The 14,635-nt window shown below is 69.4% G+C and carries 11 protein-coding genes; all 11 read right to left on the bottom strand.

Annotation, left to right across the window (positions count from 1 at the left end; all coding sequences use genetic code 11):
- Positions 1-59: 59 nt before the first annotated feature.
- Positions 60-1,721 carry an AMP-binding protein gene (locus tag FRAAL_RS11395; protein ID WP_011603770.1) on the bottom strand — a complete coding sequence of 554 codons (1,662 nt, stop codon included), beginning with the start codon at positions 1,719-1,721 and terminating at the stop codon, positions 60-62.
- The gene (locus tag FRAAL_RS11400; RefSeq protein ID WP_011603771.1) at positions 1,718-2,923 is read right to left on the bottom strand and encodes an amidohydrolase family protein; all 1,206 of its coding nucleotides are present in this window, start codon (positions 2,921-2,923) and stop codon (positions 1,718-1,720) included. The genes FRAAL_RS11395 and FRAAL_RS11400 overlap by 4 nt, the downstream gene beginning before the upstream one ends.
- A 27-nt stretch (positions 2,924-2,950) precedes the next feature.
- Positions 2,951-4,156, bottom strand: coding sequence for a thiolase family protein (locus tag FRAAL_RS11405; protein ID WP_011603772.1), 1,206 nt, complete (start codon positions 4,154-4,156; stop codon positions 2,951-2,953).
- 23 nt (positions 4,157-4,179) lie between these two features.
- Positions 4,180-5,295 carry a serine hydrolase domain-containing protein gene (locus FRAAL_RS11410; protein ID WP_157892052.1) on the bottom strand — a complete coding sequence of 372 codons (1,116 nt, stop codon included), beginning with the start codon at positions 5,293-5,295 and terminating at the stop codon, positions 4,180-4,182.
- Entirely contained in the window at positions 5,292-6,197 is a 906-nt protein-coding gene (locus FRAAL_RS30375) for an acyl-CoA dehydrogenase family protein (RefSeq protein WP_050997091.1), read from the bottom strand. The genes FRAAL_RS11410 and FRAAL_RS30375 overlap by 4 nt, the downstream gene beginning before the upstream one ends.
- Position 6,198: 1 nt before the next feature.
- Positions 6,199-7,341, bottom strand: coding sequence for an acyl-CoA dehydrogenase family protein (locus tag FRAAL_RS11420; protein WP_011603775.1), 1,143 nt, complete (start codon positions 7,339-7,341; stop codon positions 6,199-6,201).
- Positions 7,342-7,417: 76 nt separating this feature from the next.
- Positions 7,418-8,176: an ABC transporter ATP-binding protein gene (locus FRAAL_RS11425; RefSeq protein WP_011603776.1), complete on the bottom strand. Its 759-nt coding sequence runs from the start codon at positions 8,174-8,176 to the stop codon at positions 7,418-7,420.
- Positions 8,173-10,953: a branched-chain amino acid ABC transporter permease/ATP-binding protein gene (locus FRAAL_RS11430; protein ID WP_011603777.1), complete on the bottom strand. Its 2,781-nt coding sequence runs from the start codon at positions 10,951-10,953 to the stop codon at positions 8,173-8,175. The genes FRAAL_RS11425 and FRAAL_RS11430 overlap by 4 nt, the downstream gene beginning before the upstream one ends.
- A gap of 98 nt (positions 10,954-11,051) precedes the next feature.
- Positions 11,052-12,305 carry an ABC transporter substrate-binding protein gene (locus tag FRAAL_RS11435; RefSeq protein ID WP_011603778.1) on the bottom strand — a complete coding sequence of 418 codons (1,254 nt, stop codon included), beginning with the start codon at positions 12,303-12,305 and terminating at the stop codon, positions 11,052-11,054.
- Between the two features lie 406 nt (positions 12,306-12,711).
- Positions 12,712-13,854, bottom strand: coding sequence for an acyl-CoA dehydrogenase family protein (locus FRAAL_RS11440; RefSeq protein WP_011603779.1), 1,143 nt, complete (start codon positions 13,852-13,854; stop codon positions 12,712-12,714).
- Between the two features lie 97 nt (positions 13,855-13,951).
- Positions 13,952-14,563 (bottom strand): TetR/AcrR family transcriptional regulator, encoded by a 612-nt coding sequence (locus FRAAL_RS30385; protein ID WP_011603780.1) that lies wholly within the window; start codon positions 14,561-14,563, stop codon positions 13,952-13,954.
- Positions 14,564-14,635: the final 72 nt, after the last annotated feature.

The following is a 14,635-nucleotide window of genomic DNA, read 5'->3' on the forward strand; positions in this document are numbered from 1 at the left end:
GCGCACAAATCAGCGCTGTTGTGCGTTGCGGGGAGACGGCGCAGGCCGGCCCAGGAGCGTCAGGTCTGGTCGCGCAGCGCCCGGCGCAGGAGCTTCCCGCTGGTCGTCTTCGGAATGTCGTCGACCAGCTCGAGCAGCCGCGGGTACTTGTACGCCGCCATCCGTTCCCGGGCGAAGGCGATGAGTTCCTGCGCGGTGGCGTTCGCTCCCGGCACGAGCGAGACGTACGCCTTCACGGTCTCGCCGCGGTAGTCGTCGGCGACGCCGACGACGGCTGCTTCTCGTACCGCCGGATGCTCGTAGAGTACGTCCTCGACCTCGCGCGGCCAGACCTTGTAGCCGCCCGCGTTGATCTGATCCTTCTTGCGATCCACGAGATAGAACCAGCCGTGCTCGTCCATGAAGCCGACGTCGCCGGTCCGCAGCTCGCCGGCGACGAAGGCCTGGGCGGTCTCCGCGGGTTTGCGCCAGTAGCCCGCGCAGACCTGAGGTCCCGATACCGCGATCTCCCCGATCGTGCCGGGAGCGCAGGGCGCGCCCGCCTCGTCGAGGATCCGCACGGTCGTGTCGAAGACCGGTATGCCGACGGCGAGCGCACCGCTCACGGGATCGACAGGCGCCTCGACCCCGAACGGCACGCCCATCGCCGGAGAGGTCGTCTCGGTCAGGCCGTAGATGTTGTGGATGTAGATCCCGAAGCGCTGCTGGAAGGCCCGCGCCGTGGCGGGGGCGATCGGCGCGCCGCCGGAGTAGAGGGCTCGCAGCGAGGTGAGCGCGTCGGGATCCGTGTCGGCGGCGTTCATCAGCGCGATGAAGACCGTGATGGACCCGACCATGAAGGTCGCCCGCTCGTCGCGGACGGTGCGCAGCAGGTCCGACACGTCGAACCGGTAGGTCAGCACCAGCGGTGCCCCGATCAGCAGCGACACCGCGATGTGGGCGATGAGACCGGTGATGTGGAACAGCGGCGCAACACCGAGAACGACGTCGTCACCGTTCAGCCCGACCCAGTCGCGGAAGGTCTGGGCGTTGAACACGGCGTTGCCGTGCGTCGTCATGGCCCCCTTCGGGGGCCCGGTGGTCCCCGAGGTGTACGTAAGAAGGGCGACGTCCGAACCCTGCAACGCCGGGCGGACCGGACGTTCGCCGTCGTGCTCGCCGACGAGCTCGAGCAGGTCGTGCGTCCCCTCCGCCCGGGTGCGCACGATGCCCGTGAGCAGCGAAGACTCGTCGGCCGCGAGGTCGAGCTCCGAGGTCGTCAACACCGTCCGGACGGCCGTGCTCCGCACCACCGCGGCCGCGACGTCGCGGTACAACGATTCGAGGCTGACCAGCACGGTCGCTCCGGAGTCGTGCAGGATCTCCGCGAGCTCCCGCGCCTTGTACATCGGGTTGGCCGACACCGCAACGCCGCCTGCCTTCCACACCGCCACCTGCGCGATGACGAACTGCGGCACGTTCTGCAGGTAGAGCACGGCACGGTCGCCCGCCGCGAAGCCCAGCGCCAGCAATCCGCTCGCCAACGCATCGCTCATCCGGTCGAGCTCGGCAAAGGTGATCGAGCGGCCGAAATAGCGGATGGCCGGCCGGTCCGGCACCCGCCGTACCGACGCCTCGATCATGTCGAGGATCGAGGCGAATTCCGGCTCGATGTGCGTCGGTAGTGTCGACGGGTAGAGGGAGTGCCACGCCTCGGTGGGTGTGGCGGCTTCGCTCGTCACAGCGCGCGTAGCAGCCGGAGGCCGTTGTCGCGCAGGAACGCCCGCCGGCGTTCGTCCCCGAGTGCGCTGACCCTGTCGAAGAAGTCCGCCGGCTCGCGCATGCCCTCGGCGTGCGGCCAGTCCGAGCCCATGAGCAGGCTGTCCGTGGTGCCGAGCCGGTCGGCGAGTGCCACCACGTCGTCCTCCGGATACGGGACCACCCGGACGAACTGCTGGAAGATCGTGCTCGGGCGTTCGGTGAGCGGGCCGCCCAGCCACGGACCATTGCGCCCCATGCCGCGGCTTTTGTCCATGTGCTTGACGAAGTGCGGCACCCACTCGGCGCCGAACTCGCTGACCAGGACCCGGATGTTCGGGAAGCGCCCGAACAGGTTGTCAAAGATGAGCGCCGACAGGGTGTCGGTGATCGGCCGCTCGCCGTAGGTGTTCTGCCACTGCCAGGCGGAGAACTGGAACGGCGGGACCAGACCCCAGCCCCACGGGGAGGCGACGTTGTCCTGGTAGAAGAACTCTGTGATGTGATAAGCCAGCACGGCTCCGGCCTCGTTCATCCGCTTCCAGAACGGGTCGAAGTAGGGGTCGCCCGGCGTCCGCCCGTAGGCCGGGCCGGTCGGCAGCATGATGAAGCGAGCCCCGGCCGCCAGCACCCGGTCGAGCTCCGCGACGGCCCGGTCGAGGTCCCGCAGAGACAGCAGCGCCGGCGCGTAGGACCGGTCCTTGTAGTTGAATCCCCAGTCCTCGTCGATCCAGCGATTGAACGACTCGAGATTGTCGTACAGCGGGCCCACGCCCTGGAGGTAGGCCTCCGCCATCAGCGCCCAGCCACCCGGGTACATGATCGAGCGCTCGACCTGCTGTTCGTCCATCTGCTTGAGCCGCACGTCCCGGTCGAGGTACTCCGGCTGCAACGGCTGCCAGAAGCGCTCGGCGTCGGCGGCCTCCCCGGAGGCGCGTTGGCGCAGCATCTCCGCCAACGAGCCGGGAACGTAGACCTGGTCGAGGTCGTTCTCGAGGGCGGTGACGATCCGGTCGCCGGCCAGCAGCACCTTCTTGCCGCTCGGCGCGACGATCGGCGCCACCGCGCTGTCGATCCTGGACTTGGGCATGTGCCGGGTGAAGCAGTCCTCGGCCTCGTAGGAGTGCTGGTCGAAGTCCACGAGCTGGTAGGGCAGTCGCCCGACGGTGTTCTCGATCATGGCCATCAGAGGTAGTCCTTCGTCATGCTGGTGTCAGGAACGGGAAGTGGGCGCGGGCACGTCGAGCACGATCGCGGATCCCATGCCCCCACCCGCGCATAGCGCCGCGACGCCGGTCCCCCCACCACGCCGTCGCAGCTCATGGACGAGCGTCGTAATCATGCGGGCGCCACTGGCCGCGATGGGGTGACCGAGGCTGCAGCCGGACCCGTTGACGTTCACGGTCGCCGGGTCGATGTCGAGGGCCCGGGTCGTGGCCACGCACATCGAGGCGAAGGCCTCGTTGATCTCGAACAGGTCGACGTCGCCCAGCGCCGTCCCCGAACGTGCGAGCGCCATCATGATGGCCTCGACGGGAGCGAGCCCCGTACGCACCGGGTCGACTCCCACCGAGGCCCAGCCGCGCACGAGCGCGAGCGCCTCGACCCCCTCCTGCCGGGCGAGGTCGTCCGCGAGGAGGGCCATCGCCGCCGCCCCGTCATTGAGGCCGGAGGAGTTCCCCGCGGTGATCGAGAAGCCCTCGATCTCGGGGTGCAGCACCTTGAGCCCGGCGAGCTTCTCCGCGGTCGTGTCCCGGCGGGGGTGCTCGTCAACGCCGAAGACGACCTCGGTCCCGTCGACCCGGGTCACCTTGACCGGGACGATCTCGTCCTCGAACCGGCCGCCGTCGATGGCCGCGACCGCCTTGCGGTGGGACTCCGCCGCCCACGCGTCCATCTCCTCGCGGGAGACGCCCGCGATCTGCGCGGTGTTCCAGCCGACCGTGATCGACATGTCGATCGCAGGCGCCGTCTCCGTGGGCTGGTGGGACGGCGACATCCACCGCGCGGGATCGAAGTCACGGGTGCCCGGGATGCGCTGATGCACACTCGGCGTGAGTGACAGCGACTCCGTGCCACCTGCGATGACCGCCCGCCCCATGCCGGCGCGGATGTCCGCCGCCGCCGTGATCACCGCGGACAGACCCGAGGCGCACTGCCGGTTCTGGGCGAGCCCCGGCACCGAGGTCATGCCGAGGCGGACCGCCGTGTGGCGCGCGATGTTGCCGCCGCCCTGCATGACCTCGCCCAGCACGACGTCGTCGTACGCCTCGGACGGCAGCCCGCTGCGCTCGAGCGCGGCGGCTACCACGTGCTCGGCGAGATCGAAGGCGGAGGTCGCTGCAAGAGTGCCCTTGTTCGCGGTACCGATGGCGGTACGGGCCGCGGAGACAATCACTGCATCGGGTCGGACCGGCATGGCTGTCCATCTCCTTGGTTGCGTCAGGGCACCAGATCGGCGGCGAGGTTGGCGACGTTGGTGAGGAAGGCGGTGCCGCTGCGCGTGTAGTCGTAGCCGCGAAGCGGATAGCCGTTGCTGAGCAGCGCGAACGAGACGTCCGTCTCGGGGTCGTAGAACGCCAGCTGGTATGCGGCGCCGCCGTGCCCCCAGGTGCGCGGTGACCCTGTCGTCGGCATCCAGTTCCCGCCGGTCGCACCGCTGACCGTGACGAACAGGCCCATGTTCACTGGCGTCGCGGAGCCGCCGTAGAGCTGGTCACCCGCGGGTATTGCGCTCAGCCGGATCCGCGTGGCATCGTCCACGACCGCTGCGTCCCACCGGCCGGAGTGGGCTACCGCCTGGTAGAACAGCGCCATGTCGGTCGCCGATCCGACCATCGAGTGGCTCGGCTCACCGGCGGCCAGCACCTCGGGCCGGGCGAGGAACCAGGGACCCCACGGATCGACGTCCTGGTCGGCGGACGTCCGGTCCACGGCGACCATCGGCGCCACGGTCGATGCCTGCTCCTCAACCGGCACACCCAGCTGGAGCGACAGGCCCAGGGGTTCGCTGATCTCCGCCGCGAGGTACTGCCCTGCTGTGCGGCCCGTCCGGCGCTCGATGATTTCCGCGAGCAGCCACGCGGCCGACGTGAGGTGGAACTGGAGCGCGCTGCCGGGTGCATAGTCGAGCCGCCACCGGCCGAACGCCTCAAGCCGTTGTGCGCGGTCCAGCATGCGTGGAAAACCCAGCGGTGCGAACGGGAAGCCCGCCGTGTGCAGGAGGACTTGTTCGACGGTGACCTCCGCCTTGCCGTTCGCCCCGAACTCGGGGATCACGTCGGCCACCCGCTCCTCGGCGGACAGCAGCCCGTCTCCGATGAGCCGCCAGACGAGCGAGGCCAGCACCGGTCGGCCGACCGACTGCAGCACGTACCGGGTGGCGGTGGTCGCCGTACCGAAGTTCTCCGACGCGACGAGCACGCCGTCCTGCGCGACGGCGACCTGGGCCGAAGGGAGCGGACCGTGCGTGGGGCCAAGGGCGATCCGCGCGAGTAGCAGATCGACCCGACGGCGGTCGATGTGACCGCGCACAGCAGTCGTGTCGGTCGCGGTCACGGTGTTATCGCCCCGTCGACGAGCCGGCGGCCCAGTCTCTCCTCGAGGAAGCCGGACTCGCCTGCGAGCGCGTCAAGCGACGCGGCCCGCCGGACATAGCCGTGGAGCTTGTGCTCCCACGTGAGGCCGATGGCGCCGAAGACCTGCATGGCTGTCCGCATGGTGTGGTCCGCGGCGCGACCGGCGGCGGCCTTGGCGAGGCAGGCATCGTCCGCATCGCCCGAGTTCCAGGCGGCCCCGACCAGCTCCTGCGCGGCCGTGAGGTGCACGTGGGCCTCGGCCAGCCGGTGACGGACGGCCTGGAAGCTGCCGATCGGTCGACCGAACTGGGTGCGCTGCGACACGTACGTTATGGCCAGGGCCAGCGCTTCCAGGCCCACGCCGACCAGTTCGGAGGCAAGCGAGCGTCGCGCCGCGGTCAGGGCCGCGGACCAGGCCGCACCGTCGACCGGACGGCCGGACGCATCCGCACGGAGCACGACCCGGCGGGCGCCGAGCGTCGTGTCCAGCAGCCCGATGCCGTGCGGGCCGATGTCGTGCGGGTCGATGTCGGACTTCGTGAGGAAGACCGCGGACCGCAGGTCCCCGACGACCAGCTTCTCCGGGATGACATCGGTGAGGAGGATCGCCAGGTCACCGGACCTGGCACGAACGGGGATCGTCACGCCCGTCCCGACGTCGACGCCGAGCGCCTCGCAGAGGGAGGTGTTCAGGACATCGCTGGCCGCGAGCGCCCTGCCCTGTTCCTCGAAGAAGGCGACGTCCGTCCGCGCGGGGTCGTCGTGGCGCGCGTCGTCCCAGCCGAGGTCCGCGAGGTCCTTGTTGACGACGGAGGGGTCGGCGCCGGCGGCGAAGACCCTGCGCAGCGTCAGGCGGAGCTCGTTGAGCGTGTCGGCGTCCATGTCAGGCCTTCCCCTCACTGGGGAGCTTCAGCACGTGGTCGGCCAGAATCGACCGCTGTACCTCGGCGGAGCCGCCGTAGATGGAGGCTGCGCGGGTGTAGAACCACTCGGAGCGGGCGTCGTCGAGGTCCTCGGTGGCGAAGGTGAATGCGGCCAGGTCGACGGCCCGAGCGGCATCGGCGACCGCCTGCTCGGCCGTTGCCAGCAGAACCTTGTCGACGGACGTCTCCGGGCCGGGCGTCTCGCCCTCGGCCAGGCGCGCGATGGTGTGCCAGGTCCGGGCGCGCAGGGCGCGCTGGGCGGCGAGAGCCCGGCCGACCTCCCGGCAGCCGATCGGATCGGCGGGGTCGACTCGCCGGGCGAGCCGTGCCAGCCGTCCGCGCAGGCGCGCCATGCGCAGCCACGCATACATCCCCCGCTCGAACTGCAGGAGATACATCGCCACGGACCAGCCTTTGTCAACCTCCCCGATGAGCGAACTCCCGGCGACCGGCGCATCGTCGAAGAAGACTTCCGAGAGTTCCTCTTCTCCGTTGGCCAGCCGGATGGGCCGGCGCGTGATGCCGGGACCCGACAGGTCAACCATCAGCATCGTGAGGCCGCGATGCCGACTCTCGGCACTTCCGGTTCGGACGAGCGCCACCATGCGGTCGGCAAGGTGCCCGTAGCTGCTCCAGATCTTCTGGCCGGAGACGAGGAAGCCGCCCCCGGTGGCCACGGCACGACAGCGCAGGGAGGCCAGGTCGCTGCCGGCTTCGGGCTCCGAGAAGCCCTGGCACCACAGCTCCTCTCCGCGCAGGTACGGCAGCAGCAGCTCCTTCGCCAGCGTGGGGGCGAACCGGATGACCGCGGGCCCCACCGTCTCGATGACCGTGAACTGCTCCGGCACACCGATCCCGGCACCCTCGAGCTGGTCGTAGAGGACCGCCCGCTCGCGGATGTCCCCCCCGCTGCCCCCGACGTCCTCCGGCCAGCCGCGCAGGCTCCAACCGTCGGCCGCCAGCAGGGCCATCAGGCCGCGTCCCAGCTCGAGCCGGTCGGACACGGATGAGGGGTGCTCGTGGCGGAAGACAGCGAGCTCGGCCGCGCGCTCGTCGGTCCAGGCATGGAACTGCGCCGCCAGCGAGGTCAGATCTGCAGCCATCGTTCTCCTTCCACTGCAACGTGGAACCCTGGCTTATTTATGGACTGTAGTACGAAAAATAGACGGCCGCAAGCAGTCAGGCGGTCAGCTCGGCTCCCAGATAGGCACCCAGCAGCTGCTGTTCGTCGACGTCGGAGGCCGAGCCGCTGTAGACGACCTCGCCGTGGTCGAGGAGGAGGACATGGGGGGCGAGAGCCAGTGCGCGCTGCACGAACTGCTCGACGATCACGAGCGCGCACCCCGCAGCGGCCAGCGAGGCGAGGGCCTCGAAGAGCTCGTCGACCAGACGCGGCGCGAGCCCCATGCTCACCTCGTCGACGAGCACCAGCTTCGGTTCGGCGACGAAGGCTCGGGCGAGCGCCAGCATCTGCTGCTGGCCGCCGCTGAGGCTGCCCGCCCGCTGGTCGAGACGCCCGCGCAGGTCGGGGAATGCGGCGAGGGCGGCGTCCCACGATCCGGACGGCGACCACGGCGGCACGGCGAGCCGGAGGTTGTCGCGAACGTCGAGGTTGCGGAACACACCCCGGCCGTCGGGGATGCTGCACAGTCCGGCCCGGGCCCGCCGGTGCGGGGCGGCGGCGGTCACGTCGACACCGTCGAGCTCGATCGTCCCCGAGGCCGCGCGCAGGGCGCCGGAGAGCGTTCTGAGCAGCGTCGTCTTGCCGGCCCCGTTCGCGCCGAGCACCGCGACGGTGGCCCCGGCGTCAAGGGACAGCGAGACGTCCCGCAGCACCGTGGTCCGGCCGTAGCCGGCGGTGATCCCGCGGGCGGAGAGCAGCGGGCGCGTGTCCGCCATCCCCGCTGCGTGCCCGGGGCCTTCCTGCGGTTGCGTCATCGGGTCACCTTCTCCGTGTCGGCGGGCGACTGCTCGTCCGGCGAGGTCGCTGGTTCGGCGACCGAACCGCCGAGGTACGCCTCTCGGACGGCGGCCGAGGCGACGACGTCCGCCGGCGGGCCGTCGAAGATCTGCCGGCCGAAGTCCAGGACGTAGATGTGGTCGCAGACCCTCGTCACGAGTCCCATGTCGTGCTCGACCAGCAGGATCCCGACCCCACGGGCACCGACGACCTCGAGCAGCGTGTCGCCGAAGCGCACGGTCTCCGCCCGGTCGAGGCCGGACGAGGGTTCGTCCAGGAGCAGGACCTTGGTATGTCCGGCCAGTGCCCGCGCGAGGTCGACGAGGCGGCGCTGTCCGGTCGACAGAGCACCGGCGGGTCGCGCCGCGAGGTCCGTGATGCCGCAGAGCTCCATTGCTTCATCCGCGGCGCGTCGCACCTCGCGCATCTGCGCGCGGGTCCCCGAGAGCTGGCGCAGCGCACTGCTCCCGGCGAACCGGGCCTCGGCGCCCATCGCCACGTTGTCGTACACCGGTAGCGAGTCGAACAGCTGCATCTGCTGGAAGGTGCGTCCCAGGCCGAGGCGCGCCCGGGCGGCCGGTCCGCGACGCGTGACGTCGCGCCCGTCCAGCTCGACCCGGCCCTGCGCCGGTCGGAGCAGACCGGAGCAGGCGTTGAAGGTGGTCGTCTTGCCGGCGCCGTTGGGCCCGATGAGTCCGGTGATGCGGCCGACCGGCGCCGACAGCGACACGCCGTCGACGGCCACGACACCGCCGAAGCGGACGGTGAGTTCGTGGGTGTCGAGGCTGCCCGAGGCGAGTCGCGGCGGCGTCCTCGAGCCTGCGTGCCCGGCGGCGACCGACGCTGTCGACGGGAGGATCACCGACGGCCCTGTGGAGGTCTCTCCCTTCCAGCGAGCCGGGAGCGCCGCGGGCAACCGCTCGCTCAGTCGCTCGCTCACCTGGCGGAACAACCGGTCGCTCAGGGGGAGGAGCAGAGCGGCCGCACCGAACAGGAGCTGCAGACAAGTGGCCGTCGTCGCCCCCGAGAACGCGGCGAGGGCGGGAATCAGGATCAGGCCGAAGGAGGCGAACAGCGCATACCAGGGGTCACGCCCGGGAACGATCATGATCAGCGCGAAGAACGTCAGGGACAGCAGCGGGCTGTAGGCGTCCCCGCTCACCTGCTGCGCGGAGACGCCCTGCAGGGCGCCGGCCTCGGCCGCGAGGAACGCGCTCAGGCAGAAGACGAGGATGCGGGTGACGTTGATGGAGCTGCCCGACGTCGCCAGTCCCACCGGGCTGTCGGCCAGGGCGCGCAGCAGGCGTCCGAGTCGACTACGGGTGATCATCAGCGTCGTGGCCGCGGCGGCGGCGGCGAGCACCAGGACGAGGTAGTAGTAACCCTTGTCCGAGGAGACGGACAACCAGCTCACGGCGGGCCGGGACAGCGTGAGTCCGACGCCGCTCTCGCCGAACATGTAGTGCTCTGTGTAGAACATGTACTGCAACAGGATTCCGAAGCCGAACGTCGCGAGGGCCAGGTAGAGCCCCGAGAGCCGGATCGCCGGAATCGCGAGCACCGCACCCACCGGAATCGCGATCAGACCCGAGACGATGAGTGCGAGGAGCCAGGGCAGGTGCTCGCTCTGGGTCAGGTGGCTCATCGCGCTGACACCGATGGCCATGAAACTCACATGGCACAACGACACCTGTCCGGACGTACGGACGAGCAGGCCGAGCGACAGAAACAGGATCACGTAGGACAGCGCGTTGGTCCAGTCGGTCAGATGGAGCGTGTCGATCTGGGGGATGAAGGCGAGCAGCACCAGAACTGCCGCCCCTCCCACGCCCTGCACCGGCCACGGGACGACGAGGGCACGGCTACGCGGAACGATCCGGGAATCATCGGAGAGGCGTCGGCGCGACGAGATCAGCAACACGACGAACAGGACCAGGAAGGGCAGGGCCGGCGCCAGACCGGTCAGGACTCCGGTGGTGAACTGCTTGGTGCACAGTTGCTGCGCGACGCCGATGACCAGGCCACCGCCATAGGTGAGCGGAAGACTGCTGAACCTGCCGATCGCCGCGGCGCCGAAGGCGGTCACCACGAGGAAGGTCAGGTTGAGCGGATTGAGCTCCGCAAGCAGCGGAGCCAGGAGCACTCCCGAGGTTGCCGCGAAGGTCGCGCCGATGATCCACGACCAGCGCCGAACCGAGAGGGCCGAGGTGCCTGCGGCGTCCAGCAACGGGCCGTCGTCGACGACGGCCCTCATCGCCGCACCCAGCCTCGCCCGGCGGAAGAACACGGCGAGGGCCGCGGTCGCGGTGACACCCAGGACCGCGATGATCACCTGGGCGGCCGTGATCGGGGTGCTGCCGAGGTGAAAGCTCGACTGAGGGAGGTATTGCGGGACCACGCGGGTGGTCGTGCTGTCGTAGCGCAACGACACGATCGACACGACGACGAGTAGAAAGCCGATCGTGGACGCGATGCGCACGCTCAGACCGGTCGAGCCGAGAGAACGTGCGATCAGCTCGAAGACCAGTCCGAGGACCGGGCCGCCGACCAGTACGCAGATCGCCGCCGCTAATCCCCAGGGCAGGTTCGCGTGGACGTTTAGCTCGTAGAAAAGGTACGCGGCAACGGTCGCCAGGGCCCCGTGGCCGAGGTTGAAAAGCCCGGACGTCTTGTAGGTGAGGACGAGGCCCGTCGCGGCGAGCCCGTAAACGGAGCCGGTGACCAAACCGGCGATGAGATAGGGGAGGTAGGTCATGCGCTCGAGTCCTCAGATCGATGTGGCGGCGGAGCGGGCGCACCCGGGACGGGGCTGGCGGTGCCCCGGCCCCGGTGCGTTTCCGGCGAGCGTCAGCCCTACGACTTACCGATCTGTGAAACGATCCCGGCTACAAGCGCGTCCGGGGCACAGGTCGTCTTGCTGCCGTTCGGCTGGGTGAACTTCCCGCCGTCGATGCCCATCGTGAAGTAGCAGTTCACGAGCGGTGCCTTGCCCTGGGTGAAGGTCAGCGGTGGCGTCAGTCCGTCGAGAGTCTCGCCCTTGAGCCCGTACAGAGCTGTCTTGAGCGAGCTGGCGGTGATGTCGCTGCCCGCGGTCGCGGCGGATCTGGCGGCCTTCTCGAAGAGCCTTCCGGCGGCGAAGGCGTACAGGCTGGCCGGGCCGTTGCTGTTACCCAGCTTCGGGAGGTACTTGGCGAGCAGCGCCTGGTAGGCCTGTCCGCCCGGCGTCGTCGTGTCGATGAAGGGCAGGGCCGCCTCGGCGAAGCGCGCCCCGTCGAGACTGGGCTCGGTCGCCCAGGCCGGCGAGGGTGTCCCGTCGTCGCTGAGCGGTTCGGCCTTGAGACCAAGCTGGCTGCATGCCCGGGAGACACGGATCACCACCGCGGAGGCGCTGGCAACCGAGTAGCTCTGGACGCCGGCGTCCTTCAGCTGCTGGCATACCCCGGTGTAGTCGGGAGCTGTCGCCGAGACCTTGCTGGCCACCGGCACCTGAACTCCGATGGCGCTGGCGATGCCCTTCACCAGGGGAACGGAGCTCGCGCACTGCGGCGCCTCGGCGCAGTAGAGGAACCCGAACTTGTTTCCCACCTGCTTCGCCAGTGCCAGCTCCCCGTAGAGCAGCGCGAAGGCGTTGGTCCCCGCCGGGAAGAAGTCGGCGTTCGTGGCAAAGGGAATGTTGATCGGCAGGCCACCGATGACTGGCACGCCGGTGCTCGCGATGTACGAGGCCCAGGTCGTGTCGGCGTTGTCCTGTTCGCCGACGATCGCGACGACCTTCTCTCGCTGAACGAGCTCCTTGGCCGCCGCCAGGCCCCCCGTGACGTTGTTCCCCAGGTCCTTGATGACGAGGTCGACGGGGTGCCCGGCAATGCCGCCGCCGTCATTGACCGACTGCGCCCACGCCTTGAGCACTTCAACGGAGCCGCCCTCGGACGACGCCTGGCTGCCGCTGAACGACCCGATGCTGCCAATCTTGATCGGTGTGCCCTTGAGTGTCGATAACGCCTTGGGGCTCGACGTACTCGACGTACTCGACGAGCCACACGCGCCGGTTATGAACAGAACGACGAACGCGACGGCCGCTGACGCGACCACCCGCTTCCTGAGCATGGGGGCTCCCTTGTCCCTGGTGTCAAGTTGAGCGCGACGTCCGAGTGATCCGTCGTCGGCCAGGCCGCACACCCGGTCCGGCGGAAGCCGGAGGCACAGGTACGCGGACCAGGAGTGCCGCGCTCCGGTGAGCGCGGCATCCGGTGATCGGTGGATCTCCGTCAGCCCGGAAGTTGTGCACGTGGCCTCGGTGCCTGCCCCATCGCGGGGACTCCCGTGCCACTCGCGTACCCGGCCCGAGCCGCCGGGCTGATCCAACGTCGGCCGTCGCCGGGCGTCATTATTGGACCAGGGAGCGAAAAATAGCAAGACTTGTCACAGATTTCCTTGCGCTACAGCCGCACCGCCGACGCGCGAGTCGGGTCCGTGGACCGGCGGCCGGACCTCGCCGCTTCGGGGTCCCGGGTCAGAAGCCCAGCGAACGCCCGATGAGGTCCTTCATGATCTCGTTGGTGCCGCCGTACAGTCGCTGCACGCGCGAGTCGCGCCACAGCCGGGCGATCTCGTACTCGTTCATGTAGCCGTAGCCGCCGTGGAGCTGCAGGCAGCGGTCGAGGATCTCCCACTGCGTCTCGGTCGCCCAGTACTTCGCGCCGGCGGCCTCCGCAGCCGTCAGCTCGCCGGCGTTCACGGCCTCGATACACCGGTCGACGTAGGTCTGCATGACGTCGACCTTCACCGACATCTCGGCGATGGCGTGGCGGTTGACCTGGAAGGTGCCGATCGGCTGGCCGAAGGCGCTGCGGTCGGAGGCGTACTGCTTGGTCAGCTCGACCGCGCGCCGAGCCTGGCTGACCGCGTTGATCGCGATGCCCAGGCGTTCCGCCGGGAGGTTGCTCATGAGGTGGTAGAAGCCTCGGTTCTCCTCGCCGATGAGGTTCTCGACCGGCACCTTCACCTCGTTGAAGACGAGCTCCGCGGTGTCGGCCGACTTCTGCCCGATCTTGTCGAGGTTGCGGCCCCGCTCGAAGCCCTCCATACCGCGCTCGATCGCGAGCAGGCTGATGCCCTTGCGGCCCGCGGCGGGATCGGTCTTGACGACGGTCACGACGAGGTCGCTCAGGAGCCCGTTGCTGATGAAGGTCTTCGAGCCGTTGACGACGTAGTGGTCTCCCGCGCGCCGGGCGGAGGTCTTGACGCCCGCCAGGTCGGACCCCGCCCCGGGCTCCGACATCGCGATGGCAGTGATCAACTCTCCGTTGACGAAGCCGGGGAGCCACCGCTCCTTCTGCTCGTCCGTCGTCATGTCCACGAGATACGACGCCATGATGTCGTTCTGCAGCCCGATGCCGATGCCGACCGTGCCGGTCGCGTACATCTCCTCCGTCATGATCGCGTTGTACCGGAAGTCCTTGATGCCCTGGCCGCCGAAGGCTTCGGGGGCTTCCCAGCCGATGAGTCCCATCGCTCCCGCGACGAGCCAGGGCTCGCGGGCGGTGACGCCGGCCTTCTCCCACTCGGCGGAGTGGGGGGCGCACTCCTTGTCGTAGAAGGCGCGAGCGATCTCGCGGAAGGCCCTGTGCTCGTCGGTGAACAGCTCGCGCTTCATGCCGGCTCCCGTCGTCGCGCCGCCCGCGGCCGCAGGGGCAATTAGTGGACGACGGTACGATAACCTCGGAGTGGCGGCAAGGACGAGCCTCGCGGCGTCAGGCGTGGACGAGCCCGGCGACGAACAGGTCGACCACGTTTTTGATCATTTTCTGGTCGGGGGTGGAGGTCTTGGTCCCCAGCAGCGCGTTCATGAGCAGGGCACCCATGAACGCGCTCGCGGCCGTGTCGAGGTTGATGTTCCGGCCGATCTCGCCCCGCTCGCGGGCCAGCAGGAAGATCTCCTTGCCGCGGGCGATGCCAAGTGCCATGTCGTAGCTCTGAAACCGCCGGTAGACCCCCGGAGCCGCGGCTCCCATCGCGACGAAATGCATGTGCAGTTCCAACAGCGGCGTCACCATCGAGACCCGGACGACCTGCTCGCCGAGCTGGAGGAGATCGGCGCGCAGGTCGCCCTTCGAGGGCAGCAGCTTGAACTGGGAGACCTCGACGAGTGCCTCCGCGAGCAGGTCCATCACGCTCGGCCACCGCAGGTAGACGGTGCTCTTGGCGACCCCGGCGCGCCGCGCGATCGACGCCAGCGTCACCTCATAGGTCCCGAGCTCCGCGACTTCCTCGCGCGCCGCCGTGCGGACACGCTGCGCGAGCTCCTCGTCGCGGGGGCGGCCCGGCCCCCGCCTTGCGGTCGATTCCTGCCGCGCGACCGTCACAGAACCCAGAGTAGAACGCCCCCGCCAGGTCCGACAGCGCATGCCGGCGTGATCTCCGTGACGCGCCGCCAG

Origin of the sequence: Frankia alni ACN14a, from assembly GCF_000058485.1 — a bacterium.
Taxonomy (GTDB): Bacteria; Actinomycetota; Actinomycetes; order Frankiales; family Frankiaceae; genus Frankia; species Frankia alni.